Here is a 23092-nt window from a genome sequence, read left to right as displayed (position 1 = left end):
TGATTCGGGGGCATAGCTCTAGCCGCGCATGCGGCGACCTGGATTCCCCCGTCAACGACCATAGTCAACAACTGACGGCAAACACAGAGGAAGGTCGCAGAAAGAACAGGGTTTCTTGTGGATGAGGTCACCGGATGATCGGATGGGGGGCATGACCGCACGCACCGTTCTCTCTGCTCTCGTGATCCTCGTGGCCGCCTCGGCCCTCACCGGGTGCGCCTCGGGTCAGGGCGGGACGGGGTCGGGTGGGGACTCGTCCGGGGGCGCCGGGGGGTCGGGTTCGGGTTCGGGCTCGGACGCCCTTTCGATCGAGGGGGAGTGGCGCACCGCGGCCCCCGACGAGGCGTGGCTGCGCTTCGACGCCGACGGCGGCGTGACCGGCAGCGACGGGTGCAACGGTGTCGGGGGCACCGCCACGGTCGAGGGCGACGAGGTGAGCTTCGCGCTCGACCCGTCGACGTTGAAGGCCTGCGTCGGGGTGACGGTCTCGTTCTCGAAGCTCGGGTCGGCGGTGGTGGATGGCGACGTCATGACGACCCGCGCGGTCGACGGGGGCGAGATCGTGCAGCTGCAGCGCCAGTAGTCCCAGCCGCTGGGGCGTCTCCCGGCCGCAGGGGCGGCTCCGGCGTCCTCCGCTTCGGTGCGACTGAGGGGGTTGTCAGGGGTCGGCGGTAGCGTGGGAGTATGCCCGAGAACCTGCCCACCGGTGGTGTCGGCGACGGTGCCACCGCGTCCGTCGTCGACGACGAGCTGCTCGCGCGCATCCGCTCGAGGGCCGCGACGCACGACCGCGAGAACACCTTCCCGCACGACGACCTGCGCGAGCTGCGCGAGGCCGGCTACCTGCGGATGTTCGCCCCGCTCGATCGCGGCGGCCTCGGCTTCGGCCTCGAACGGGTCGCCCGCGAACAGACCCGCCTCGCCACCGCGGCACCCGCCACGGCTCTGGCGCTGAACATGCACCTGGTCTGGACGGGAACGGCCAAGGTGCTGCTCGACCGCGGCGACGACTCGCTCGCCTGGGTGCTCGACGACGCGGTGGCCGGCGAGGTCTTCGCCTTCGGCAACAGCGAGGCCGGCAACGACCTCGTGCTCTTCGGCTCCCGCACGGTGGCGGCACCGCAGCCCGACGGCGGCTACCGCTTCACCGGCACGAAGATCTTCACCTCCCTCTCGCCGGTCTGGACGAGGCTCGGCGTCTTCGGCCGCGACGACACCGATCCCGATGCGCCGCTGCTCGTGCACGCCTTCCTCGACCGCCAGCCGGGGGTCGAGACCCTCTCGGATTGGGACACGCTGGCCATGCGAGCCAGCCAGTCGAACACCACGGTGCTGCGCGACGCGGTGGCCTCGGCCTCGCGGGTGGTGCGGCGGCTGCCGGCCGGTCCGAGTGCCGACCCGCTCATCTTCGGCATCTTCGCGAATTTCGAGGTGCTGGTCGCCGCGGTCTACACCGGTCTCAGCCAGCGGGCGCTCGAGCTCGCCGTCGAGGCCGCGCACCGCCGCACCTCCCTGAAGGTGAATGGTCGCCCCTACGCGCACGACCCCGACATCCGCTGGCGCATCGCCTCGGCGGGCATCCAGCACGACGGGATCCCGCCGCAGATCGCCGAGCTCGCCCGCGCGGTCGACCGCCTCGAGAACCGCGGCGCGGCCTGGTTCCCGGCGCTCGTCGGGCTGAAGGTGCGCGCCACCGAGAGCGCCCGCGTCGTCGTCGACCATGCGCTGCGAGTCTCGGGCGGCTCCGCAATCGCGTCCGCGAGCGAACTGGGGCGGCTCTATCGCGACGTCATCGCGGGGCTCTTCCACCCGTCCGACGACGAGTCGGCGCATTCCACGGTGGCGAACGCACTGCTCGGGCCCGTGCCCGAATGAGGCGCATGGTCTCGACCCGGCACCGAACGGCGGCCGGGCGCATCGGGGTGCTGTCGGGGGTGCTGCTCGCATCGACGCTGGTGGTGTCCGGATGCACGGGGTCGGCGTTGTTCGGGGGCGAGGACTCGGGCGCGCCGTACGGTGGGGCGACGGCGGGCGGGGGCGTCGCCCCGTCCGCGGGGGCGACGGCGGGTGCGGGCGGCGCCTCGGCGGCGGCACCGGAGGGGAGCGGACGGGTGCGCGGGGAGTTCCCTGTCGTGTCGGAGCGGCAGCGCATCCGCCTGTATGCCGAGGCGCGACTGTCGACCATGACGCTCGAGCAGAAGCTCGCGTCGCTCGTGATGGTGCACGTCGGCGGGCCCGACCCGGCGCCGTTGCAGGCGTACCTCACGGCGAACCAGCCGGCCGGGCTGCTGCTGCTCGGCGACAACGTGCCGGGGTCGAGCGCGCAGGCGGCGACGCTGACGTCGGCGCTTCGGCAGAGTGAGGGGCTCGGCACCCTCGTGGCGATCGACGAGGAGGGCGGGATCGTGGCGCGGTTGGCCGAGGACGGGTATCCGGCGGCGGACACGCTGAAGTCGGTCCCGGTCGCCGAGACCGCCTCGGCGTTCGGCCAGCGGGCGGCGCTGCTGGAGTCGACCGGCATGACGGTGAACTTCGGCGTGGTGGCCGACGTGACGGCCGACCCCGGGTCGTTCATCTTCGAGCGGGCGCTCGGCACGGATGCTCCGGCCGCCGCCGACCGGGTGGCCGCCGCCGTCGGGGCCGAGCGCGGGCACGTGTTCAGCACGCTGAAGCACTTCCCGGGGCACGGGGCGACGGCGGGCGACTCGCACACGTCGATCCCGTCGACCGGGATGGCGCTCGATCAGTGGCGGAGCGACGTCGCGCCGCCGTTCGCCGCGGGGGTCGAGGCGGGGGCCGAGCTCGTGATGTTCGGGCACCTGGCCTACACCTCAGTCGATGCGCTGCCGGCGTCGCTGTCGCCGGAGTGGCATCGCATCCTGCGCGAGGAGCTCGGGTTCGACGGGGTCGCCGTCACCGACGATCTGCTCATGCTCGAGGCGTCGGGGGTTCCGGCGTACGCCGATCGCACGGCGAACGCGGTCGCGGCGGTCGCGGCGGGCAACGACGTGCTGCTGTACAACAGCACGGTCGACCTGCCTCCGCTCGTCGCGTCGCTCGCGGCGGCGGTGCGGGCGGGCACGATCCCGGCGTCGCGCGTGGACGACGCGGCGCTGCACGTGCTGACGCTCCGCCGCGAGCTCTGGCTGCAGCAGCACCCGGGCGCCTGACGTCGCGCGCCCTCTTGCGTGCGATCGAGTTGCCCCTATCCGCCCTAAAACGTCGTGGTTGGGGCGGATAGGGGCAACTCGATTCTCGCTAGAGGGTGTCGGGGCGCGGGGGGTCGTTCGGGGTGCTGTGCGCTTCGGTGGGCGCGGTGGCCGGCGCGGGTTCCGCTGGTGGCGCGGGTTCCGCTGACGGCGCGGTGGCCGGGGCGGGCGCGGGTTCCGGGTGTGCGGGGCCCGACGGGCCCGCGGGGTGGGGGCGGCGGGAGGAGCGGCGCACGAGGGCGACGATGAGAAGCGCGATCGCCGCGAGCACCGCGAGGGGCAGCAGCCACGGGATGAGCACCCCGACGAGCACCAGCAGCCCCGAGGCCGCGGCTCCGAGCGAGGCCCAGCCCGCCGCGAGGCCGCTCCAGAAGTCGCCGGGCACGGCTGAGGGCAGCGCGCCCTTCTGCCGCAGGTCGAGCGTGATCGTCGAGTAGTCGATCTGGTCGGAGAGGTACTGCTTCTGCGACTTCAGGCTGTCGAGCTGCCCCTGCCGATCCGAGATCGCGGTCTCCAGCTCGATCAGGTCGGCCGTGGTGGCCGCCGAACCCACGAGGTCGAGCAGGCGGTCGACGGAGGCCTGCAGGGCGGAGATCTGCGCATCCAGGTCTCGCACCTGCAGGGTGACGTCGCTCGCGCTGATCGACACCGACTCGACGTCGCCCAGCTCGCGGAGCCCGTCGACCGCCTTGTCGACGGAGTCGGCCGGCACTCGGATGGTCAGCTGCGCGCTGGCCTGCTGCTGATCCGAGCCGGCCTGCTGCGTGCGGGAGTCGATTCGCCCGTCGAGCGACTCGACCAGCGCCACGGCGTCGTCGGTCGCGAGGGCGGGGTCGTCGACGGTGATGGTGATCCAGCCGGTGGTGATGACGCTCTGGTCGGTGTCGGTGAGCGACTCCGTCGAGCCGTCGGCCGCGACCCCGCCCTCGCTCGTGCCCGGGCCGCCCGGCAGGGCGGGCTCCACGCGCTGCCCGTCGGCGGAGGGGACGCCGCCGGACTGGCTCGACGAGGAGCCGCCGGCCGAGCATCCGGCCAGCAGCAGGGCGGTGGCGACAGCCGTCGAAGCGAGGATCATTCGTCTCATGCCGCTCACGTTAGAGGCGGTTCTCTGAACGCCGCCTGGGACGGCGGCGATGGTTACCCGGTCGTTATCGCGGGCCTGCCGTCGGCTGGTCGTGGGCCCGAGACTCGGCCGTCGTGAGCCGTCCCGGACTGGTCGCCGGCTGATCGCGGGCCGATGTCGGGGGCTCGCATTAGGGTCGGAGCATGCTCGAACGAACCCTCGGCCGCACCGGCCGCTCAGTCTCCATCATCGGTCTCGGCACCTGGCAGCTCGGCGCCGACTGGGGCGACGTCGACGAGAACGCGGCGCTCGACGTGCTCGCGGCCTCGGTCGACGCCGGCGTCACCTTCTTCGACACGGCCGACGTCTACGGCGACGGGCGCAGCGAGACGATCATCGGCCGCTTCCTGCGCGAGAATCCGGATGCTCGGCTCACCGTCGCCACGAAGATTGGCCGCCGTGGCGCCCAAGACCCGGCGGAGTTCACCCTGGCGAACTTCCGCGCGTGGACCGACCGCAGCCGCGCCAACCTCGGCGTCGACACCCTCGACCTCGTGCAGCTGCACTGCCCGCCCACGCCCGTGTTCTCGAGCGACGCCGTCTACGACGCGCTCGACACCCTCGTCGAAGAGGGCGCGATCGCCAACTACGGCGTGAGCGTCGAGACCACCGCCGAAGCACTCGCCGCCATCGCGCGGCCGGGCACGGCGACGGTGCAGATCATCCTGAACGCGTTCCGCCTGAAGCCGCTCGACGAGGTGCTGCCGGCGGCCCGCGAGGCCGGCGTCGGCATCATCGCGCGGGTGCCGCTGGCCTCGGGGCTGCTGAGCGGCAAGTACACGGTCGACACGACGTTCGCCGAGAACGACCACCGCAATTACAACCGTGACGGCAGCGCCTTCGACGTGGGCGAGACCTTCTCGGGCGTCGACTTCGCGACCGGGGTCGAGGCGGCGCAGGCGTTCGCGGCGGCCCTCCCCGAGGGTGTCTCCCCGGCGGCGGCCGCGCTGGCCTGGGTGGCGGCGCAGGACGGCGTGTCCACGGTCATCCCCGGAGCGCGCAACCGCGCCCAGGCCGAGTCGAACGCGGCGGCCGGCTCGCTCGAGCTCCCGCCGACGCTCGACGCCACCGTGCACGAGATCTACGACCGCTCGTTCCGGGCGGCGATCCACGACCGCTGGTAGCAGAACCGTCGGTCGAGGTCCCCTGACTGGGGGTGCGGGAGCGCGCCCGGTCGGGGGATGCTCGGCCTAGTCTGGGCTCGCGGCAGCTCGGAGGGCCGAACGGCTTGGGGGATCGATGAGCAGCGGAACCGGTGCGGCACCGGCCTCGGGCGCGGACGCGGACGGATCGCCGGGGCCCTCGGTCTCGGGCGCCCCGTCGGGCGCGAGCGTGTCGCCGGCCACAGGTGGGTCACCGGCCACAGGTGGGTCACCGGGCGCTTCGGTCCGGGGCGGCTCGCCGGGTGCGGCTATCCCGGGTGGGTCGCCGGGCGCGGGGGGCGCGGTGGGCGGAGCATCCGGGGTGCGGCGGGCGACCGTGGTCGCCGTCGTGTCGCTCGTGCTCGCGACCGCGTTCTGGGCGGGCAACAACGTCGTGGGTGTGGTGGCGGTCCGGGAGCTCGATCCGATGAGTCTCGTGCTGCTGCGGTGGTGCCTCGCGCTGGTGCCGCTCGTCGTGATCGCGCAGCTGGTCGAGCGGCCCGACTGGCGGGCGTTGGCCCGGAACTGGCCGTGGTTGCTGGCGCAGAGCGTGGCGGGCATCCTGGCGTACTCGCTGCTGCTGTACTCGGCACTGCAGCACATCGATGCGCTCAGCGCCTCGCTCATCAACGCGTTCAACCCGGCGCTGATCAGCATCGCGGCGATCGTCGTGCTGCGGCAGAGGCTGTCGCGCACCGCGGCGGTCGGAATCCTCGTCGCGCTGATCGGGGTGCTGATCGTGCTGTCGCGCGGGTCGATCGTGTCGCTGTTCACCGGCGGGTTCGGGGTGGGCGACGTGCTGATGATCGGCGCGATCCTCGCCTGGACGGCCTACACGCTTCTGCTGCGCCGTGCCCCGCGGATGCCCGCCATCAGCGCCACCGCCGGCCAGGTCGCGATCGCGGTGGTGCTGCTCGCACCCGTGGCGCTGCTCACCGGCGGACCGACCCTCCCGCAGACCAGCGGCGGGTGGTGGGCGCTCGGGTTCATCGCCGTCTTCCCCTCGGTGCTGTCGTACCTGCTCTGGGGGCGGGCGCTCGCGGTCATCCCGCCGGCGCGCGCGGGGGTATTCCTCAACCTGATCGCGGTGTTCACGGCGATCTTCGTGGTGGTCGCGGGGCAGCCGCTCACCCTCGCCCAGGCCATCGGTGGCCTCATCGTGCTCGGCGGCGTGGCCCTGGCGAACAGTGCGGCCTTCCGCCGCGCCCCGGCCCCCGCCTAGCCCGCTCCCACCCGGCGGCGGGCCCCCGCCTAGCCGACCGCTCGCCTGGCGGCGAGAAAGCTCAGCGGCCACCCGCGGCACCGCAGCTCAGTTGCGGTCGTTCGGGTCGACCCCCGTGCGCTCGCCCGTCTCGAGCGACGCGATGGCCGCGAGATCGTCGGCATCGAGCGTGAAGTCGAACACATCCAAATTCTCGACGATGCGCTCCGGCGTGACCGACTTCGGAATGACCGAGAGCCCCAGCTGCACGTGCCAGCGCAACACGATCTGCGCGGGCGAGCGCCCATGCTTCGCAGCGAGCCGCGCGAGCACGGGGTCGGCGATGAGGCCCCCACGCGCCAGCGGCGACCACGACTGCGTCACGACCCCCTGCGCGGAATCGAAGGCCCGGAGCGAGGTCTGCGGCAGCCGCGGGTGCAGCTCCACCTGATTCACGGCGGGGACGATGCCGGTCTCCTCGACGATCCGGGTGTGGTGCGTGGGGTGGAAGTTCGCGACGCCGATCGAGCGCACCCGACCCGAGTCGCGCAGGGCGATGAGCGCCCGCCAGGCGTCGACGTACCGGTCGCGCAAAGGCGCCGGCCAGTGGATCAGGTAGAGGTCGAGGTGGTCGAGGCCGAGCATCCGCATCGACTCGTCGAAGGCGCGCATCGTCTCGTCGTAGCCGTTGTCGGTGAACCAGACCTTCGTGGTGACGAAGACCTCGGAGCGGTCGACGCCGGACGCCCGCACGCCCTCGCCGACGCCCCGCTCGTTGAGGTACATCGACGCGGTGTCGATCAGGCGGAAGCCGTGCTGCAGGGCGAAGGAGACGGCGGTCGCGGCCTCGTCGTCGGTGGTCTTGTAGACGCCGAGCCCGAGCTGCGGCATGGCGGCGCCGTCGTTCAGCAGAAGTAGAGGGGAGGACGGCACGATCAGCCCGTGATCGTCGCGACGGGCTCGGTGTCGGGCAGCGGGCTCGCGTCGCGCCCCCGCAGGTCGGGGTGGAACCGCTTGCCGAACAGCGGCACGAGGAACCCGAACAGCGCCAGCACGGCGGCCACGATGAACGCGCCGACCGCACCGATGCCGTCGATCAGGAAGCCCGCGAGCGCCGACCCGACGGCCGCGCCGATCAGTTGGCCGGTGCCCACCCAGCCGTAGGCCTCGGCGGTGTCGCTGAAGCGCACGCTCGCCGAGACGATCGCGAACATCACCGCGAGGGCCGGCGCGATGCCGATGCCCGCGATGAACAGGGTGATCGACAGCCACCAGATGTTCAGCCAGGCGGCCGCGATGGCGGTGCCGACGAACACGATCGCCATGCGCCGGGCGAGCGCCCACGGGCCGATCGGCTTGTGGCCGAGCGAGAGCCCGCCCACCAGCGAGCCGATCGCGAAGACCGCGAGCACGATGCCCGCCTCCGCGCCGCCCTCGCCGAACGTCGACACCACTCCGGCCTCGATGGCCGCGCACGCCGCCACGAGCAGGAAGCCGACGATGGTCGCGAGCAGCACCGGCGGCTTCTTCAGCACGACGCCGAGCTTGCGCTTCGAGCGCGGGATGCGCACCCGACCGAGCTCGGGACTCGTGAGGAACCAGATGCCGCCGCCCACGAGGAACGCCACGGCCAGTATGATGCCCCAGACGGTGCCGATCTGCACCGAGACGAAAGTGACGATCACGGGGCCGAGCACCCAGATGATCTCCTGCGCCGAGGCGTCGAGCGAGAACAGCGGGGTGAGCTGCGACGAGTTCACCATCTTGGGGTAGATGGTGCGCACGGCCGGCTGGATGGGCGGGGTGCTGAGACCCGCGACCAGGGCGATGGCCATGTCGGCCGCGATGCCGAGCGGGAACAGCGCGATGCTCGTGATGGCCAGCGAGCAGACGATCATGGCCGACAGGATGACCGGCCGCATGCCCCAGCGGCCCATCAGCCGGCTCGTCAGCGGCCCGGCGATCGCCTGGCCGATGCTCAGGGCGGCGAGCACGAGACCGGCGACGCCGTACGACCCGTAGGTGTGCTCGATGTGCAGCAGGAACGCCAGCGACAGCATGCCGTTCGGGAAGCGAGCGGTCAGCTGGGCCGCGATGATGCGCGCGACTCCGCGCGTCTTCAGGAGGTCCCGGTAGCTGCTCATAACCGAACTAGCCTACCCTCCCGCTCCCGCCGCCAGCAGTTTCGTGACCCGCTGCAGCGACGCGGGCTCCGCGGTGCCGAGGGGTTGGGCGAACAGGCCGACCCGCAGCTCCTCGATCAGCCATCTGGCCTTCACGATCTGCGGGGGCGAGTGCGGGGCGAGCGGGATGCGCCCGCCGGCGTCGATCAGCTTGGCGACCGCGGTCTGCACCTCGGTCATCCAGGCGCGGTCGCGCGCGGGGTTGTCGGGCAGCTTCTCGAGCCGGTAGACGATCGCCGCGAGGTAGCGCGGCAGGTGTCCGAGCCGGGCGAGGCCCGACGCCGAGACGAAGCCGGGGCGTACGAGGGCCGCGAGCTGCTCGCGGGTGTCGGCGATGGCCGGCAGCAGGGCCATGCTCGTCACCGACTTGATCGCCCGCTCGACGTCGCGCACGCCGGTCAGGATGCGCACGACGGTGGCGACGGTCTGGTCCAAGAGCGGCAGCACGGCCGTCGAGAGGCGGTCGCGCACCGCGTCGAACTCTTCCTCGGTCCAGACCAGGCCGTCGGGGTGCAGCGCCGTGAGCGCCTCGTCGGCGCAGGCCTGCATCGCGTCGTCGAAGAGCGCGTTGACGTTCTGGTAGGGGCTCGTGGCCAGCAGCAGCTTCTCGTTCTGGGTGAGGTGCTCCCGAACGTACGAGGCGGGGCTCGGCACGGCGAGCAGCAGCAGGCGCCGCACGCCCTCCGGCGTCGAGCGGGCCTGCTCCTCGGGGGTGGCCATCAGGCGCAGCGACACGCTCGTCTTCTCGTCGACGAGGGCCGGGTACGCCCGGATGACGCCACCGTGCTGGCGGGTGTCGACGTGGTGGGGGAGGGTTCCGATGCTCCACGAGGTGAGCTGCGACCGCTCCCGGAAGGCGCCGGCGGCATCGCCGGCCGAGGTCGGTGCCGCGGGGCCGCTCGCGGCCGCCACGGCGTCGGGGCCCGCGCCGCGTCGGCTGCCCTCGACGGCGCCTGAGGGTGCGCCATCGCCACGGCGGGTGGGACGAGCATCCGGAAGCTGTCGCACGGCGCGCGAGATCGAGGCGCGGGCGGCGTCGGAGAGGGTGCGCTGCAGCTCGACCAGCTCTTTCGAGGCGCCGACGGTGCGGCCGCGCTCGTCGACGACGCGGAAGGTCACGCGCAGGTGCTCGGGGAGCTTGGAGCGGTCGAAGTCGGCGGCCGTCACGGGAGTGTGCGCGAGCTTCGCCATGAGCGCGGCGAGGCGGGTCGGGAAGTCGTCGCCGACGTCGGGGCCGAGCTCGTCGAGCAGCCGGCCGGCCCAGTCGGTGGCGGGCACGAAGTTCACGCGCAGGCGCTTCGGCATCGAGCGGATGAGCGCGGTCACCAGGTCCTTGCGCAACCCCGGCACCTGCGCCTCGAAGCCCTCGGGACGCAACCGCGGCAGCAGTGCGAGCGGCACCGTGGCCGTCACGCCGTCGTCGGCGGCACCCGGCTCGAAGCGGTACGAGAGCGCGAGCCGCTGGTCGCCCTGCTGCCACTCGGCCGGGAACTCGGTCTCGTCGACGTCGGGAGCGCCCTCGGGCAGCAGCGTCTCGACCGTCATGGTGAGCAGCTCGGGATCGTCGTGGCGGGCCTTCTTCCACCAGCCCTCGAAGCTGCGCTGCGAGACGACGTCGCGCGGGATGCGGGCCTGGTAGAACTCGAACACGGCCTCGTCGTCGAGCAGGATGTCGCGGCGGCGGCTGCGCTCCTCGAGCTGCTCGAGGTCGCGGCGGAAGGCCCGGTTCGCGCGGTCGAAGGCCTGCTGCGACTCCCACTCGCCCTCGACGAGCGCATGTCGGATGAACAGCTCCCGGGCGTACTCGGGGTCGATGCGGGCGAACTGCACCCGGCGGTGCACGACGATCGGCACGCCGAACAGGGTCACCCGCTCGTAGGCGACGGCGGCGCCCTGCTTCTTCTCCCAGTGCGGCTCGGAGTAGCTGCGCTTCACCAGGTCGCCCGCCAGCGCTTCGGCCCAGCCGGGGTCGATGGCGGCGTTCATCCGCGCGAACAGGCGGCTGGTCTCGACGAGCTCGGCGCTCATCACGGCCGCGGGCTGCTTCTTCGCCAGCGCCGAGCCGGGGAAGATCGAGAAGCGGGTCTGGCGGGCGCCGAGGTAGTCGCGCTTGACCTGGTCGCGCAGGCCGATCTGGCTGAGCAGGCCCGACAGGATCGAGCGGTGGATGCCGTCGGGGTTCACGCTCGGCTCGCCGATCTCGAGGCCCAGGGGCTTGGCGAGCTGGCGCAGCTGGCGATGGACGTCCTGCCACTCGCGGATGCGCAGGTAGTTCAGGAACTCGGCCTTGCACAGGCGCCGGAACGCGCTCGAGCCGAGCTCGCGCTGCTTCTCCTCGAGGTAGTTCCAGAGGTTGAGCAGGGTGAGGAAGTCGCTCGTCTGGTCGGCGAACCGGGCGTGCAGCTCGTCGGCGCGGCCACGCTTCTCGAGGGGGCGCTCGCGCGGGTCCTGGATCGTGAGGCCCGCCACGATCGCCAGCACCTCGCGGCTCGTGTTCGTGCGCTTGGACTCCACGACCATGCGGGCGAAGCGCGGCTCGATCGGCAGCCGGGCGAGGTCGCGGCCGATCGCCGAGAGCCGCGGCGGCTCGCCCGCCCGGCCGGGGCGCGTCGCGTTCAGCTCGGCGAGCAGGTCGAGTCCGTCTTTCACACCGCGCGAGTCGGGCGGCTGCAGGAACGGGAAGGAGGCGATGTCGCCGAGCCCCAGCGAGATCATCTGCAGGATGACCGCCGCGAGGTTCGTGCGCAGGATCTCGGGATCGGTGAACTCGGGCCGCCGCGTGTAGTCGTCCTCGGAGTACAGCCGGATCGCGATGCCGTCGCTCGTGCGGCCGCTGCGCCCCGAGCGCTGGTTCGCGCTCGCCTGCGAGATCGGCTCGATCGGCAGCCGCTGCACCTTCGAGCGCACCGAGTAGCGGCTGATGCGGGCGGTGCCGGCGTCGATCACGTATTTGATGCCCGGCACCGTCAGGCTCGTCTCGGCGACGTTCGTGGCCAGCACCACACGGCGACGGATGCCCGGGGTGCTGCTGCGCTGGAACACCCGATGCTGCTCGGCGGCGGTCAACCGCCCGTACAGCGGCAGCACCTCGGTCTGGCCGGCGCCACCGGTCGCCGCGAACTTCCCGCGGAGGGCCTCCTCGGCGTCACGGATCTCGTTCTCCCCGCTGAGGAACACGAGCACGTCGCCCGGCTTCTCGCGGGCGAGCTCGTCGAGGGCGTCGCCGATGGCCTCGAAGAGGTCTTTCGTCTCGGTCTGACCGGGGGCGTCGTCGGCGGGGTCGTCGGAAGGAGCATCCGGAGCCAGCGGACGGTAGCGGATCTCGACCGGGAAGGTGCGGCCCGAGACCTCGACGATGGGCGCCGGCGTGCCGTCGGGCTCGGCGAAGTGGCGCGCGAAGCTCTCGGGGTCGATTGTGGCGCTGGTGATGATGAGCTTCAGGTCGCGGCGCTTCGGGAGCAGCTGCTTGAGGTAGCCCAGCAGGAAGTCGATGTTGAGGCTGCGCTCGTGGGCCTCGTCGATGATGATCGTGTCATAGCGGCTGAGCAGCCGGTCATGGTTCATCTCGTTCAGCAGGATGCCGTCGGTCATCAGCTTGATGCGCGTGTCCTTACTCGCGCGGTCGGTGAAGCGCACCTGGTAACCGACGAGACCGCCGACCTCCTGGCCGAGCTCTTCGGCGATGCGCTCGGCGATCGTGCGGGCGGCGAGGCGGCGGGGCTGCGTGTGGCCGATGTTCTCGCGGCCGAGCTCGAGGCAGATCTTCGGCAGCTGGGTGGTCTTGCCCGAGCCTGTCTCGCCGGCGACGATGACGACCTGGTGGCCCTCGATGGCGCGCGCGATGTCGTCCCGCTTCTGGCTGACGGGCAGCTCGGGAGGGAAGACGATGCGCAGGGGAGGGGCGGCAGACATGAGCCCTCCATCGTACCGCCGCGCGGGCGGCGGCCGTCAGCCGAGTGCGCGCACGAACTCCACGAGCTCGGCGGCCATAGCGGCCGGCTGCCACGAGTGCATCGCCCCGGCGACCGTCTTCTCCCGCGCGCCCGGGATCGCGCCGACGATCCGGGCCGCCGCGATCGGCATCTGTGGGAACGTCTCGGTGCCGTACACCGCGAGCACCGGCACGTCGATCTCGGGGAAGCCCCCGTTCTCGAGCGCCGCGTTCGCCCACTTCATCGACTGCCCGTCGGCTCGCTCCGTGCGGGCGTTGGCCACGATCGCGGGCCAGGCCGGCGAGGCCTTCGCCCCGGCGAGGAACTCGGGCGGCATGTCGCGCATGTAGTGCTCCTTCGCCCGCTCGTCCTCGCCCGCGTCGAGCAGCTCCTCGAAGCCGTCGCTCCACTCCGCGGTGTCGGCGGCGGTCTCGCTGAGCGGCGCCTCCCAGAGCACGAGTCCGCTCACCGGCAGTCCGCGCACGGCGGCGGCCAGGGCGATCGAGCATCCCGACGAGTGCCCGACGAGCACCGCCCGCCCCTCCTCCGAGCCGGACGCCGCCGCGATCGCCGCCCGAACCGCCTCCAGCTCGCGATCGAGGTCGACCACGCCGTCGGCGACGCTCTCGCCGCGGCCGAGCCGGTCGAACACCAGCGTGGTCAGACCGTCCGCCGCCGCCAGCCGGGCGGTCTCGGTGGTGACGGCGTCCCCCGCGCGGAACGGCCCGGCACCGGCGATGAACACGACCGCCGGGCCGCTCCCGTCTGCGTACCGGTCGAACGCCACGGTGTCGCCCGTGCTGGTGCGCGTGAACTCGGTCATGGGGGCCTCCGTCGCTCTCGAGCCGGCCTCGACGACGGCTCCCGGATGCGCGGCGGCGCCGCCGCGCGGCACCCAGTCTCGGGCATTCCGGCCCTCGGGTCCAGCGCCGGTCGTAGGCTCGACGCGTGACCGACCAGAACGCCCCCGCTGCCGCTGCCGCTCCTGCTTCCGCTGCCGCTGCTGCTCCTGCTTCTGCTGCCGCTCCGGCCCCGCCCCGCTCGGAGTTCGAGGAGGACTGGGCCTCCTGGCACCAGGCGCGACTGCGGCTCGTGACCGCACCGCAGGGCATCGCCGCCCTCGTCGGCACCCACTGGCTGACGCCCGGCGCCGACCCGGTCGCGATCGACGGCCTCGACGGCACCTGGCGCGTCGAGGACGGCGACATCGTCGGCGACGACCTCACCATCGAGGAGGGCGGCGAGGTGCTGCTCGGCACCCGGGTGCTGCGGCACTTCCGCCGCGACGACGACGTGGCGCTGCGCGTTCTCGACGCCGAGGCGCCCAGCCGAGCATCCGTCGCCGACATCGACGCGTACATGCCCGATGAGGCATGGGTTCTCACGGGGCGCTTCGAGCCGGCGTCGGAGGGCTCGACGATCGACGTCGAGGAGATCGACGGGTACACCGAGACCAGTGCGCTGGCCGGCACCGTGACCGTGACCATCGACGGGCAGGAGCACGCGCTGCTCGCGACCGGGCCGCTCACCGGGCTGGAGGTCGTCTTCGCCGACGCGACGAGCGGAACCGAGAGCTACCGCTTCCGCTTCCTCAAGCTCAGGGCCGACGGCGGCGCCCGCACGATCGAGGTCGACTTCAATCGGGCCTACCTGCCGCCCTGCGCGTTCGCCGACTTCTACGTCTGCCCCCTGCCGCCGGCGCAGAACCGCCTGCCCGTGCCCGTGCGCGCGGGCGAGAAGCAGGTCACGCGCCGCTGACGGGCCCCGGGTGGGAGGGTGAGGGCATGACGAATCGGCTCGCGGACGCCATCAGCCCCTACTTGCGGTCGCACGCGGGGAACCCGGTGGACTGGTACCCGTGGAGCGAGGAGGCGTTCGCCGCGGCGCGGGAGCGGGACGTGCCGGTGCTGGTGTCCATCGGATACTCGACGTGCCACTGGTGCCACGTGATGGCGCGGGAGAGCTTCAGCGATCCGGGGCTCGCCGCGTTCCTGAACGAGCGGTTCGTGGCGATCAAGGTCGACCGGGAGGAGCATCCGGAGGTCGACTCGGCCTATCTCGCAGCCGCGGGGGCGTTCACGCAGAACCTGGGGTGGCCCCTGAACGTGTTCGTCACGCCGTCGGGGCAGGCGTTCCACGCCGGCACGTACTCGCCTCCGGTGCCGGTGGACGGGCATCCGTCGTTCTCGCAGGTGCTCGCCGCGGTCGACGACGCCTGGACCACCCGCCGCGCCGAGGTCGAGCGCTCGGCCGCGGGGCTCGCCGAGATGCTCGCCGAGGGGCAGCAGCGGCTGCGGTCGCGGGGTGCCGTCGCGCTCGAGGCGGGTGAGGCGGGCCCGGTCTCGCCGTCGCAGCTCGCCGCTGTGGTCGCCGAGCTCGGCCAGTACGAGGATGCTGAGCACGGCGGCTTCGGCGGCGCACCGAAGTTCCCCGTGGCGCCGGTGCTGCGGTTCCTGCTCGAGGTGGGGGCTGCGCCCGGGGCCGACGGGGCGCCCGGGGCCGACGGGGCGCCCGGGGCCGACGGCGCCGCGGCGGCGCTCGCGACCCGCACCCTCCGGGCCATGGCGCGGTCGCCCCTGCGCGACCCGGTCGAGGGCGGCTTTTTCCGCTACGCCACGAAGCGCGACTGGAGCGAGCCCCACTACGAGCGCATGCTCTACGACAACGCCCTGCTGCTCGACGCCCTCACGGCGGCCTGGGCGGCCGACCCGGCTGACCCCTCGGCCGACTGGGCGCGCGACGCGGCGCTCGGTGTCGCGGGCTTCCTCACCGACGTGATGCAGCTGCCCTCGGGCGGGTTCGCCTCGGCCCAGGACTCCGAGAGCACCGTCGACGGCCGCCGCGTCGAGGGCGGCTACTACGCGCTCGACGCCGCCGACCGGGCCCGCCAGACCCCGCCCGCCCTCGACGAGAAGGTGCTCACCGGCTGGAACGGCCTCGCCATCGGCGCACTCGCGCAGGCCGCTCTCGTCTTCGACCGCCCCGAGCTGGCGCTCGCCGCCGACCACGCCGCCGACCACCTCCTCACGGCCCACGTCGTCTCGGCGCCCGGTGAGTGGCCCCGCCTCCTGCGCGCCTCGATCGACGGCCACGCCTCGGCGGCGGTCGCCACGCTCGAGGACTACGGCATGCTCGCCGAGGGCCTCCTCCGCCTCGCCGCCGCCACCGGTTCGGCGCGCTACGCGACAGCGGGCCGGATGCTCGTGGACGCCGTCCTGACGAGCGACCCCACCGGCCCCGTGTTCGCCGTGCCCGGCGGCGGCGACCCCGTGCTCGGTGCCCAGGGCCTGGCGAGCGAACTGGACCCCTCGGAGGGCGCCTACCCCTCCGGCAACTCCGCCGCCGCTTCGGCCGCTCTCCTGCTGCACGCCCTCACCGCCGAGCCGCGGTACCGCGCCGCAGCCCTCCGCGCGGTGGCCCCGCTCGCGGCCGACGCCGTGGCGCAGCCGATCGCGTTCGGCGCCACCCTCGAGCTGCTCACCCGGCTCTCCCGCCCGGCCGAGCAGCTCGTGCTCGTCACGCCCGCCCCGGCCGACCCCCTTGACCGCGCACCGGCCGGTGCCGGCAGCTCCGAGCTGGAGGCGCGCGTGCGCACCTGGCGCGGCGGGGTGGTCGCCCGGGCCACGGAGGAGCAGGCGCGTCTGCTCGCCGCGGCCGGCTTCGAGCTCTTCGCCGACCGGGCGACGCGCGGTGGCGTGCCGACGGCCTACCTCTGCCGCGACTTCGTCTGCCGGCTCCCGGTCACCGACGCGGCGGGCCTGGTGCGCGCCTGACGTCCGTCCGTGTCGAGAAGCGGCCGACGCCGTAAAAGCGCACGTCAGCGCGCGTGAGAGCCCACGTCAGCGCACGTCAGCGCCGCGTCACCATCGCGTCAGCGCGCCCGAGGAGGGTAGGGGCATCCACTACGAAAGGACGCCCCATGACGTACTCCTCCGACTGGGCCGTCGAGGCCCACGGCCTCGTCAAGGTCTTCGGCGACAACCGGGCGGTCGACGGCGTCGACCTGAGCGTGCGCACGGGAACCGTGTACGGCGTGCTCGGCCCGAACGGCGCCGGCAAGACCACCACCATCCGCATGCTCGCCACCCTGCTGAAGCCCGACGGGGGCGAGGCGACGGTGTTCGGGCACGACATCCGCCGCGAACCGCAGATCGTGCGCCAGCTGATCGGCGTCACCGGCCAGTACGCCAGCGTCGACGAGACGCTCTCGGCCACCGAGAACCTCGTGCTCTTCTCGCGCCTCAACGGGCTCAGCCGAGCGGATGCCCGCCGGAAGTCCACCGAGCTGCTTGAGGAGTTCGGCCTGACCGAGGCCGCGAAGCGCCCCTTGAAGAAGTTCTCGGGCGGCATGCGCCGACGCCTCGACCTGGCGGCGAGCCTGATCTCGCAGCCGCCGCTGATCTTCCTCGACGAGCCCACCACGGGGCTCGACCCGCGCACCCGGGCGCAGATGTGGGACACGATCCGTCGCCTCGTCGCCACCGGTTCCACGGTGCTGCTCACGACCCAGTACCTCGACGAGGCCGACCAGCTGGCCGACCGCATCGCGGTGATCGACCGCGGCGTGGTCGTCGCCGAGGGCACGGCGGGCGAGCTCAAGGCGAGCGTCGGCAGCGCCTCCCTGCTGCTGCGCCTGGCCGATCCGGCGGCACTCGAGCGGGCGCGGCACGCGGTGCTCGACGTGCTCGGCGTCGAGGCGGTGCTCACCCCCGAGGCGGGGCGCATCACCGCCCCGATGAGCGACCCCGACTCGATCACCGACCTGCTGATCCGCCTGCGCTCCGACGGCATCGCCGTCGAGGAGCTGGCCGTGCAGCAGCCCACCCTCGACGAGGTCTTCCTCGCCCTGACGGGCCACGCGGCCGGCGACGACGAGTCGGCCGAGGAGTCGCCCGACGAGTCGCCCGAAGGCCCCACCGCCGGCGCGACCACCTCGCCCCGCCCGACCACCGCATCCGGCCCCACCACCCCCGAACTGGAGAACGCCCGATGAGCACCCTCACCATCACCCCCGGTGCCCAGCGCACCCTCAAGAACCACGTCACCATCGCCCAGACCGTGCGCAACTCGTTCAGCATGGCCGCGCGCGGGCTGATCAAGATCCGCCGCACTCCCGAGCAGCTGATCGACGTCACCGTGCAGCCGATCATCTTCACGCTGATGTTCACCTACATCTTCGGCGGGGCGATCGCCGGGAGCGTCGCCGACTACCTGCCTCTGTTGATCCCGGGCATCCTCGTGCAGACGGTCATCACGACCAGCGTGGTCACCGGCGTGCAGCTGCGCGAGGACATGGACAAGGGCGTGTTCGATCGCTTCAAGTCCCTGCCGATCGCCCGCATCGCCCCGCTGGCCGGCGCGCTGCTGGCCGACACCGTGCGCTACGCCATCGCCACGACCCTCACCTTCGTGATGGGCTTCATCATGGGCTACCGCCCCGGCGGCGGGCTCGGCGCCGTGGTCGTGGCGGCCCTGCTCGTGATCGCCTGCTCGTGGGCCATCAGCTGGATCTTCGCGTTCTTCGGCGTCATCGCCCGAAGCGCCGCCAGCGTGCAGGGCATCTCGTTCCTCGTGCTGTTCCCGCTGACGTTCCTGTCGAACGCCTTCGTGCCGGTCGACACGCTGCCGCCCGTGCTGCAGTGGTTCGTGAACGTCAACCCGGTGTCGCACCTCGTGACCGCGGTGCGCGATCTCGCGAACAGCGCGATGTTCACCTCCGATGCCTGGATCTCCCTGCTCGGCGCCGCGATCATCGTCGCGATCTTCGCGCCCCTCACCGTGCGCGCGTACATGAAGAAGGCGTAGCCGCCAGCCGCTGGTCCTCAGTCGGTCCAGGCCCACGACCACGGCCCGGGTGTGCGCAGCAGTTCGGCTGCTCGCCCGGGTCGTTCGTCGTGGTCGATCAGAGCGGCGGATGCCCGGGCCGCCGCCACGGCGTCCTCGCTCACCTCCTCCACGAACCGCGCGAACAGCGGAGCGACGTGCAGGCTCGGGTTGTCCTGGCGCGGACCCATCGTCTCCGCGAGGGCCAGCAGCTCGAGCGCCACCCCTGCACCGATCGCCGGAACGCCCGCCGCCCAGGCCGCGAGCCCGACGAGTGAGGCGCCGAACACCGGCCGGTCGACGAACGCGCCGTCGGGACGGAGCCCCGCCAGGGTACGGGCCCGCAGCCGCCGGGCCAGCCGCCGCCGCTCGTCGGCCGTGCCCGTGCCGTCGACGACCAGCGAGGCGAGCACGCTCGACAGCATCATCCGGAACCACGGCGACGACCGCCCCCGCGGCACGTCCAGTGCGGCGAGCGCGAGCCGGTACGCCTCGGCCGACTCCTCGACGAGGCCCCGGGCCCGCAGCACCTCGGCGAGGCCGGCCCGACCGATCGCGGCGACGTCCACGCCGTCGCTCTGGCCGGGGTCGGCGGTCAGCCGCTCGAAGATCTCGGCGGCCTCGTCGAGGGCGCCGACGCCGATGTCGTTGGCGGCGATCACCCACTCGAGCTGCCGCACGTCGTCGCTGGCGCCGACGGCCGCCATGCTGACGCGCGCCTCGAGTGCCCAGCGCAGGGCCTCCGCGGGCTCGGCGTTCTGGCTGTGCAGCTGGGCGAGCGTCTGCGCCGCCATCCCCGCGCCCCAGGTGTCACCGAGCGCCTCGGCGAGCGTGACCGCGCGCCGGGCGGCCGCCACGGCCTCGGCGCTGCGGCCGGCGTTCTCGGCGGTGAGGCTCGCGACCAGGCCGGCGAGAAGGGCGGTCGGGCGGTCGGCCGACGACCGGGCGCGCACGACGGCGGCGTCCAGGCGGCCGAGGTCGCCGACGGCGAGCGCCAGCTCAGCCATCGCGGCCAGCCGCGGTTCGGTGACCGGATGCGCGGCGAGCACCTCGCGCAGCCGCGACAGCGCCCGTACCCCCGCTCGCTGCTGCCCGACCAACTGCGTGATCGCGACCAGCACGAGCGACAGCACGGTGCTCCCGGTGCGCTCCGCGGTGGGCTCGTACCGACGGATGGCCTCGAACACCGGACCGGAGAACGCCAGCACCTCGGAGTGGGCGCCCCGCAGCGACCAGTACCAGGCGAGCAGCGCGAACACCGAGGCCACGACGTCGGCCCGGCCGGCGTCGACCGCCCGGCGCAGGACGTCGACGAGGTTGTCCTCCTCGGCGGCCACGGCGGCCAGAGCGGGCAGCTGCTCACGTCCGCTCAGCCGCGGCAGGGTGCGCTCGCCGAACGCGGAGGACCAATCGAACAGGGCTGCCTCGACGTCGTCGCGGAGGCCCTCGCGCTCGAGCTGGAGCCGACCGAACTCACGGACGGTCTCGAGCATCCGGAACCGCAGCCCCGCGCCGCCGGCGCCCACACCGACCACACCCGAGCCACCCGCACCGGCACCGGCCGCACCCGAGCCACCCGCACCGGCACCGGCCGCACCCGAGCCGCCGACCTCGGTCACCGTCACCAGCGACTGCGCGACCAGCCCGTCGAGCGCCTCGTCGACGCCGGCCCCCACCACCGCGCGCGCCGCCTCGGCGCTGAACCCGTCGGCGAACTCCGACAGGCGGGCCAGCGCCCGCTGCTCCTCGCGCCCGAGCAGGTTCCAGCTCCACTCGATCACCGCGAGCAGCGTGCGGTGCCGCTCGGGCGCACTCCGGTCGCCGCCGGTGAGCAGCGAGAACCGGTTGCCGAGGCGGCGCTCGATCTCATCCAGCGACATCGTGCGGATGCGCGCCGCCGCCAGCTCGATCGCCAGCGGCAGCCCGTCGAGCCGCTCACACAGCCGGGCGACGACGACGGGGTCGAGCACGGCACCCGGTCGGGCCGCGGTTGCCCGGTCGAGGAAGAGCCGCACGGCCGGATCGTCCGTCGTCTGTCCGTCACCCACCCCGAGCGGCTGCAGCGCGTAGACGCGCTCGCTCGAGATGCGCAGCGGCGTGCGACTGGTGGTGAGCAGCGTCAACGCGGGCAGCTCGGCGGTGAGCTCGGCGGCCCACTCGGCCGCCGCGTCGATCAGGTGCTCGCAGTTGTCGACGACGAGCAGGGTGCGGCGCTCGCCGAGCCGGTCCAGGATGCGCGTGCGGAGGTCGGCCCGCACCCGCTGGTCGCCCATCCGGCGCGAGCTCCCGAGCTCCCGGATGCCCAGGGCCGACGCCAGCGCGAACACGACGTCCTCGGCGCTGCGCACGCTCGCCAGCTCCACCACGACGACGGCGCCGAACTCCCCGACGGACCGGGCCGCCACCTCGTGCGCCAGCCGCGTCTTGCCGAGACCGCCGGGACCGAGCACCGTCGTCACGCGGGCCGCCTGCAGCAGCGCCCGCACGGTCGCGACCGCCTCCTCGCGGCCCACCAGGGCGTTGGGGGCGGCGCGGATCCCGCGAGCGACGGGTGCGGCCCCGTCGTCCGGCGCCGCCGCGTCGCGCGAGCCCTCGGTAGCCGACGAAGGCGCGGTCGGAGCCCGCTCGGCGCGCTCCAGCAGCTCGAGGTTGAGCGCCTGGAGCTCGGGGGAGGGGCTGGCGCCGAGGGCGTCCTGCACGCGCTCGCGGAACTCGGCGAAGGCGGCCACGGCCTCGGTGCTCCGGCCCTGGCCGTCGAGCGCGCGCATCAGCAGCAGCTGGGCGTGATCGTCGAAGGGGGCCCGGGCGGCCAGTCGGCGCGCGGCGGTCTCCGCGTCGGCGGGATGCCCGAGCGCGAGGGCCGCCGTGGCCGCGGTCGTCTCGAGCGACAGGGACAGCTCGCCCGCCCGGGCGGCGAGGTCATCGGCGAGCTCGCCCGGCTCGAGGTCGGCGCCCGGAGCGCCGCGCCACAGCCTGATGGCCTCGGCGGCGAGCCGGGCCGCGTCCTCGTGGGCGCCCCGAGACAGAGCCTCGGCCGCGTGCCCCGCGAGAGCGCTCGCCGACGCCAGATCCACGCCGACCCCGAGCCGGTACCCCGACGCCGTCGACTCGATCACGCCGTCGCCGAACCCCGACCGCAGCCGCGACACCAGCGCCTGCAGCGCCCCGCGCGCAGCCCGCGGCGGATCCTCGCCCCACACCTCGTCGATCAGCGCCTCGGCACCCACCGCGCGCGGCGCCGCGAGAGCCAGCACCACGAGCACGGCCTTGGCCCGCCGCCCGGCCGGCTCGCCCCACGCGCCGTCGCGCCCCACGGCGACGGGCCCCAGCACCCCGACCACCGCGCGCACCCGACCGTCACCCGAGGGCGCCCCCGCGGGCTCCGCGCCGCTCTCGCCACCCCCACCGCTCACGCGCACAGCCTACTTTCCCGCCCAGCCCACCCCACCCGGCTCAGGTGAGGAGCGCCACCGCGGCGAGCGAGAGGCCCGCGATCAGCGCCCACGAGACCAGCCCCACGATGAGCGCGCGCCAGCCTGTGCGGGCGAGGCGCGCGAAGCGGATGCTCGTGCCGAGCGCGAACAGCGCCACCGCGAAGAGGGCGTTCTGCGCGAGGTCGGCCGCGTCCAGCAGCGTCGTCGCCACGGGTGCCGCCACCAGCGGTAGCACGAGGGTGCGCACCAGCACCGCCGCGAGGAAGCCCGCGACGAACAGCGGCACGAGCGCGGGGCGGGCGGCCGGGGTTACGGCGGCCCGGGCATCCGCTCGTCTCATCACGAGGGAGACACCCGCCACCATGGGCGCCAGCGTCAGAACCCGCGTGAGCTTCACGACGACGGCCACGGCGAGCGCCGTGGGCCCGGCGATCTGCGCGGTGGCGACGACCTGGCCGACGTCGTGCACGCTGAGGCCCACCCAGAGCCCGAACTGCTCGGGCGTGAGGCCGAGCGGGAAGCGCAGCGCCGGCAGCACCGCGATCGCGAGCGTGCCGCAGAGGGTGACGAGGGCGATGGGGGTGGCGGTCTCCTCCTCGTCGCTGCGAGTGACGGCGCTCACGGCACCGATCGCCGAGGCGCCGCAGATGGAGAATCCCGCCGCGATCAGCACAGGCTGGTGGCCGGGCAGCCGCAGCAAGCGGCCGAATCCGAAGGTGGCGACGAAGGTGATCAGCACGATCACGACGATGGCGATCACCGTCGGCCAGCCGAGCCCCGCGATGTCGACGAGGCTGAGCTTGAGGCCGAGCAGCACGATGCCGATGCGCAGCAGTCGCCGCGACGCCAGCCCCAGCCCCGGCTTCAGCACCCCGTCGAGCAGACGCTGGGCGGGCGGCAGCTGGCCCACCACGATGCCGAGCACCACCGCGATCGTGAGCAGCGGCACCGCCGGCAGCACGAGGTGCAGCGCGAACGCCACGAGCGCCGCGCCCGCGGCCGTGGCGAGTCCGGGCAGGGTGAGACCGGGCCGGGTGCCCTTCAC

The 23092-nt window shown here is 73.3% G+C and carries 16 protein-coding genes; 9 read left to right on the top strand and 7 right to left on the bottom strand.

Annotated elements, in window-relative coordinates; all coding sequences use genetic code 11:
• Positions 1–151 precede the first annotated feature (151 nt).
• The 3 genes from NVV95_RS08215 (at position 152) to NVV95_RS08205 (ending at position 3170) form a co-directional block, all read left to right on the top strand.
• Complete coding sequence (locus NVV95_RS08215; protein ID WP_259486061.1) at positions 152–583, top strand: META domain-containing protein; 432 nt, start codon at positions 152–154, stop codon at positions 581–583.
• A 101-nt stretch (positions 584–684) separates the two neighbouring features.
• The gene (locus NVV95_RS08210) at positions 685–1875 is read left to right on the top strand and encodes an acyl-CoA dehydrogenase family protein (RefSeq protein WP_259486060.1); all 1191 of its coding nucleotides are present in this window, start codon (positions 685–687) and stop codon (positions 1873–1875) included.
• A 5-nt stretch (positions 1876–1880) separates the two neighbouring features.
• Positions 1881–3170 carry a glycoside hydrolase family 3 N-terminal domain-containing protein gene (locus tag NVV95_RS08205; protein ID WP_259486059.1) on the top strand — a complete coding sequence of 430 codons (1290 nt, stop codon included), beginning with the start codon at positions 1881–1883 and terminating at the stop codon, positions 3168–3170.
• A gap of 88 nt (positions 3171–3258) precedes the next feature.
• On the opposite strand, the gene NVV95_RS08200 is transcribed toward NVV95_RS08205, so the two are convergent.
• Positions 3259–4293: a DUF4349 domain-containing protein gene (locus NVV95_RS08200; RefSeq protein WP_259486058.1), complete on the bottom strand. Its 1035-nt coding sequence runs from the start codon at positions 4291–4293 to the stop codon at positions 3259–3261.
• 182 nt (positions 4294–4475) lie between these two features.
• Between NVV95_RS08200 and NVV95_RS08195 the strand changes: the two genes are divergently transcribed.
• Positions 4476–5456, top strand: a complete 981-nt coding sequence (locus NVV95_RS08195) for an aldo/keto reductase (RefSeq protein WP_259486057.1) — start codon at positions 4476–4478, stop codon at positions 5454–5456.
• Positions 5457–5778: 322 nt separating this feature from the next.
• Complete coding sequence (locus tag NVV95_RS08190; protein WP_259486056.1) at positions 5779–6696, top strand: DMT family transporter; 918 nt, start codon at positions 5779–5781, stop codon at positions 6694–6696.
• Between the two features lie 87 nt (positions 6697–6783).
• Here the strand turns inward: NVV95_RS08190 and NVV95_RS08185 are convergent, their stop codons facing one another.
• The 4 genes from NVV95_RS08185 to NVV95_RS08170 are packed head-to-tail and all read right to left on the bottom strand — an operon-like array spanning position 6784 to position 13613.
• Complete coding sequence (locus NVV95_RS08185) at positions 6784–7608, bottom strand: aldo/keto reductase (RefSeq protein ID WP_259486055.1); 825 nt, start codon at positions 7606–7608, stop codon at positions 6784–6786.
• A 2-nt stretch (positions 7609–7610) separates the two neighbouring features.
• A complete protein-coding gene (locus NVV95_RS08180; protein WP_259486054.1) occupies positions 7611–8819 on the bottom strand; it encodes an MFS transporter in 1209 nt (402 codons plus the stop codon).
• A gap of 12 nt (positions 8820–8831) precedes the next feature.
• Positions 8832–12770, bottom strand: coding sequence for an ATP-dependent RNA helicase HrpA (hrpA, locus tag NVV95_RS08175; RefSeq protein ID WP_259486053.1), 3939 nt, complete (start codon positions 12768–12770; stop codon positions 8832–8834).
• A gap of 36 nt (positions 12771–12806) precedes the next feature.
• Positions 12807–13613: an alpha/beta fold hydrolase gene (locus tag NVV95_RS08170; RefSeq protein WP_259486052.1), complete on the bottom strand. Its 807-nt coding sequence runs from the start codon at positions 13611–13613 to the stop codon at positions 12807–12809.
• A gap of 125 nt (positions 13614–13738) precedes the next feature.
• Here NVV95_RS08170 and NVV95_RS08165 point away from each other — a divergent pair, with 125 nt between their 5' ends.
• The 4 genes from NVV95_RS08165 (at position 13739) to NVV95_RS08150 (ending at position 18595) form a co-directional block, all read left to right on the top strand.
• Positions 13739–14548, top strand: coding sequence for a DUF1684 domain-containing protein (locus tag NVV95_RS08165; RefSeq protein ID WP_259486051.1), 810 nt, complete (start codon positions 13739–13741; stop codon positions 14546–14548).
• A gap of 26 nt (positions 14549–14574) precedes the next feature.
• The gene (locus tag NVV95_RS08160; RefSeq protein WP_259486050.1) at positions 14575–16563 is read left to right on the top strand and encodes a thioredoxin domain-containing protein; all 1989 of its coding nucleotides are present in this window, start codon (positions 14575–14577) and stop codon (positions 16561–16563) included.
• A gap of 146 nt (positions 16564–16709) precedes the next feature.
• Positions 16710–17783: an ATP-binding cassette domain-containing protein gene (locus NVV95_RS08155; RefSeq protein ID WP_259486049.1), complete on the top strand. Its 1074-nt coding sequence runs from the start codon at positions 16710–16712 to the stop codon at positions 17781–17783.
• Complete coding sequence (locus NVV95_RS08150) at positions 17780–18595, top strand: ABC transporter permease (protein WP_259486048.1); 816 nt, start codon at positions 17780–17782, stop codon at positions 18593–18595. Before NVV95_RS08155 ends, NVV95_RS08150 begins: the two co-directional genes overlap by 4 nt.
• A gap of 17 nt (positions 18596–18612) precedes the next feature.
• Here NVV95_RS08150 and NVV95_RS08145 read toward each other — a convergent pair whose 3' ends face one another.
• On the bottom strand, positions 18613–22026 hold the full coding sequence (locus NVV95_RS08145; protein ID WP_259486047.1) for an ATP-binding protein: 3414 nt from the start codon (positions 22024–22026) through the stop codon (positions 18613–18615).
• A gap of 40 nt (positions 22027–22066) precedes the next feature.
• On the bottom strand, positions 22067–23092 hold the full coding sequence (locus NVV95_RS08140) for a YeiH family protein (protein WP_259486046.1): 1026 nt from the start codon (positions 23090–23092) through the stop codon (positions 22067–22069).

It is taken from the genome of Herbiconiux gentiana, from assembly GCF_024978135.1.
Classification (GTDB): domain Bacteria; phylum Actinomycetota; class Actinomycetes; order Actinomycetales; family Microbacteriaceae; genus Herbiconiux; species Herbiconiux gentiana.
The sequence above is the reverse complement of the archived record's forward strand: the minus strand, read 5'-3'. Positions and strand labels throughout refer to the sequence as shown.

Excerpts from the sequence above, each read along its gene's own strand:
- NVV95_RS08210 (WP_259486060.1), top strand. The coding sequence starts at position 685 with ATGCCCGAGAACCTGCCCACCGGTGGTGTCGGCGACGGTGCCACCGCG.
- hrpA (WP_259486053.1), bottom strand. The coding sequence starts at position 12,770 with ATGTCTGCCGCCCCTCCCCTGCGCATCGTCTTCCCTCCCGAGCTGCCC.
- NVV95_RS08160 (WP_259486050.1), top strand. The coding sequence starts at position 14,575 with ATGACGAATCGGCTCGCGGACGCCATCAGCCCCTACTTGCGGTCGCAC.
- NVV95_RS08195 (WP_259486057.1), top strand. The coding sequence starts at position 4,476 with ATGCTCGAACGAACCCTCGGCCGCACCGGCCGCTCAGTCTCCATCATC.
- NVV95_RS08155 (WP_259486049.1), top strand. The coding sequence starts at position 16,710 with ATGACGTACTCCTCCGACTGGGCCGTCGAGGCCCACGGCCTCGTCAAG.
- NVV95_RS08215 (WP_259486061.1), top strand. The coding sequence starts at position 152 with ATGACCGCACGCACCGTTCTCTCTGCTCTCGTGATCCTCGTGGCCGCC.
- NVV95_RS08170 (WP_259486052.1), bottom strand. The coding sequence starts at position 13,613 with ATGACCGAGTTCACGCGCACCAGCACGGGCGACACCGTGGCGTTCGAC.
- NVV95_RS08180 (WP_259486054.1), bottom strand. The coding sequence starts at position 8,819 with ATGAGCAGCTACCGGGACCTCCTGAAGACGCGCGGAGTCGCGCGCATC.
- NVV95_RS08200 (WP_259486058.1), bottom strand. The coding sequence starts at position 4,293 with ATGAGACGAATGATCCTCGCTTCGACGGCTGTCGCCACCGCCCTGCTG.
- NVV95_RS08205 (WP_259486059.1), top strand. The coding sequence starts at position 1,881 with ATGGTCTCGACCCGGCACCGAACGGCGGCCGGGCGCATCGGGGTGCTG.
- NVV95_RS08150 (WP_259486048.1), top strand. The coding sequence starts at position 17,780 with ATGAGCACCCTCACCATCACCCCCGGTGCCCAGCGCACCCTCAAGAAC.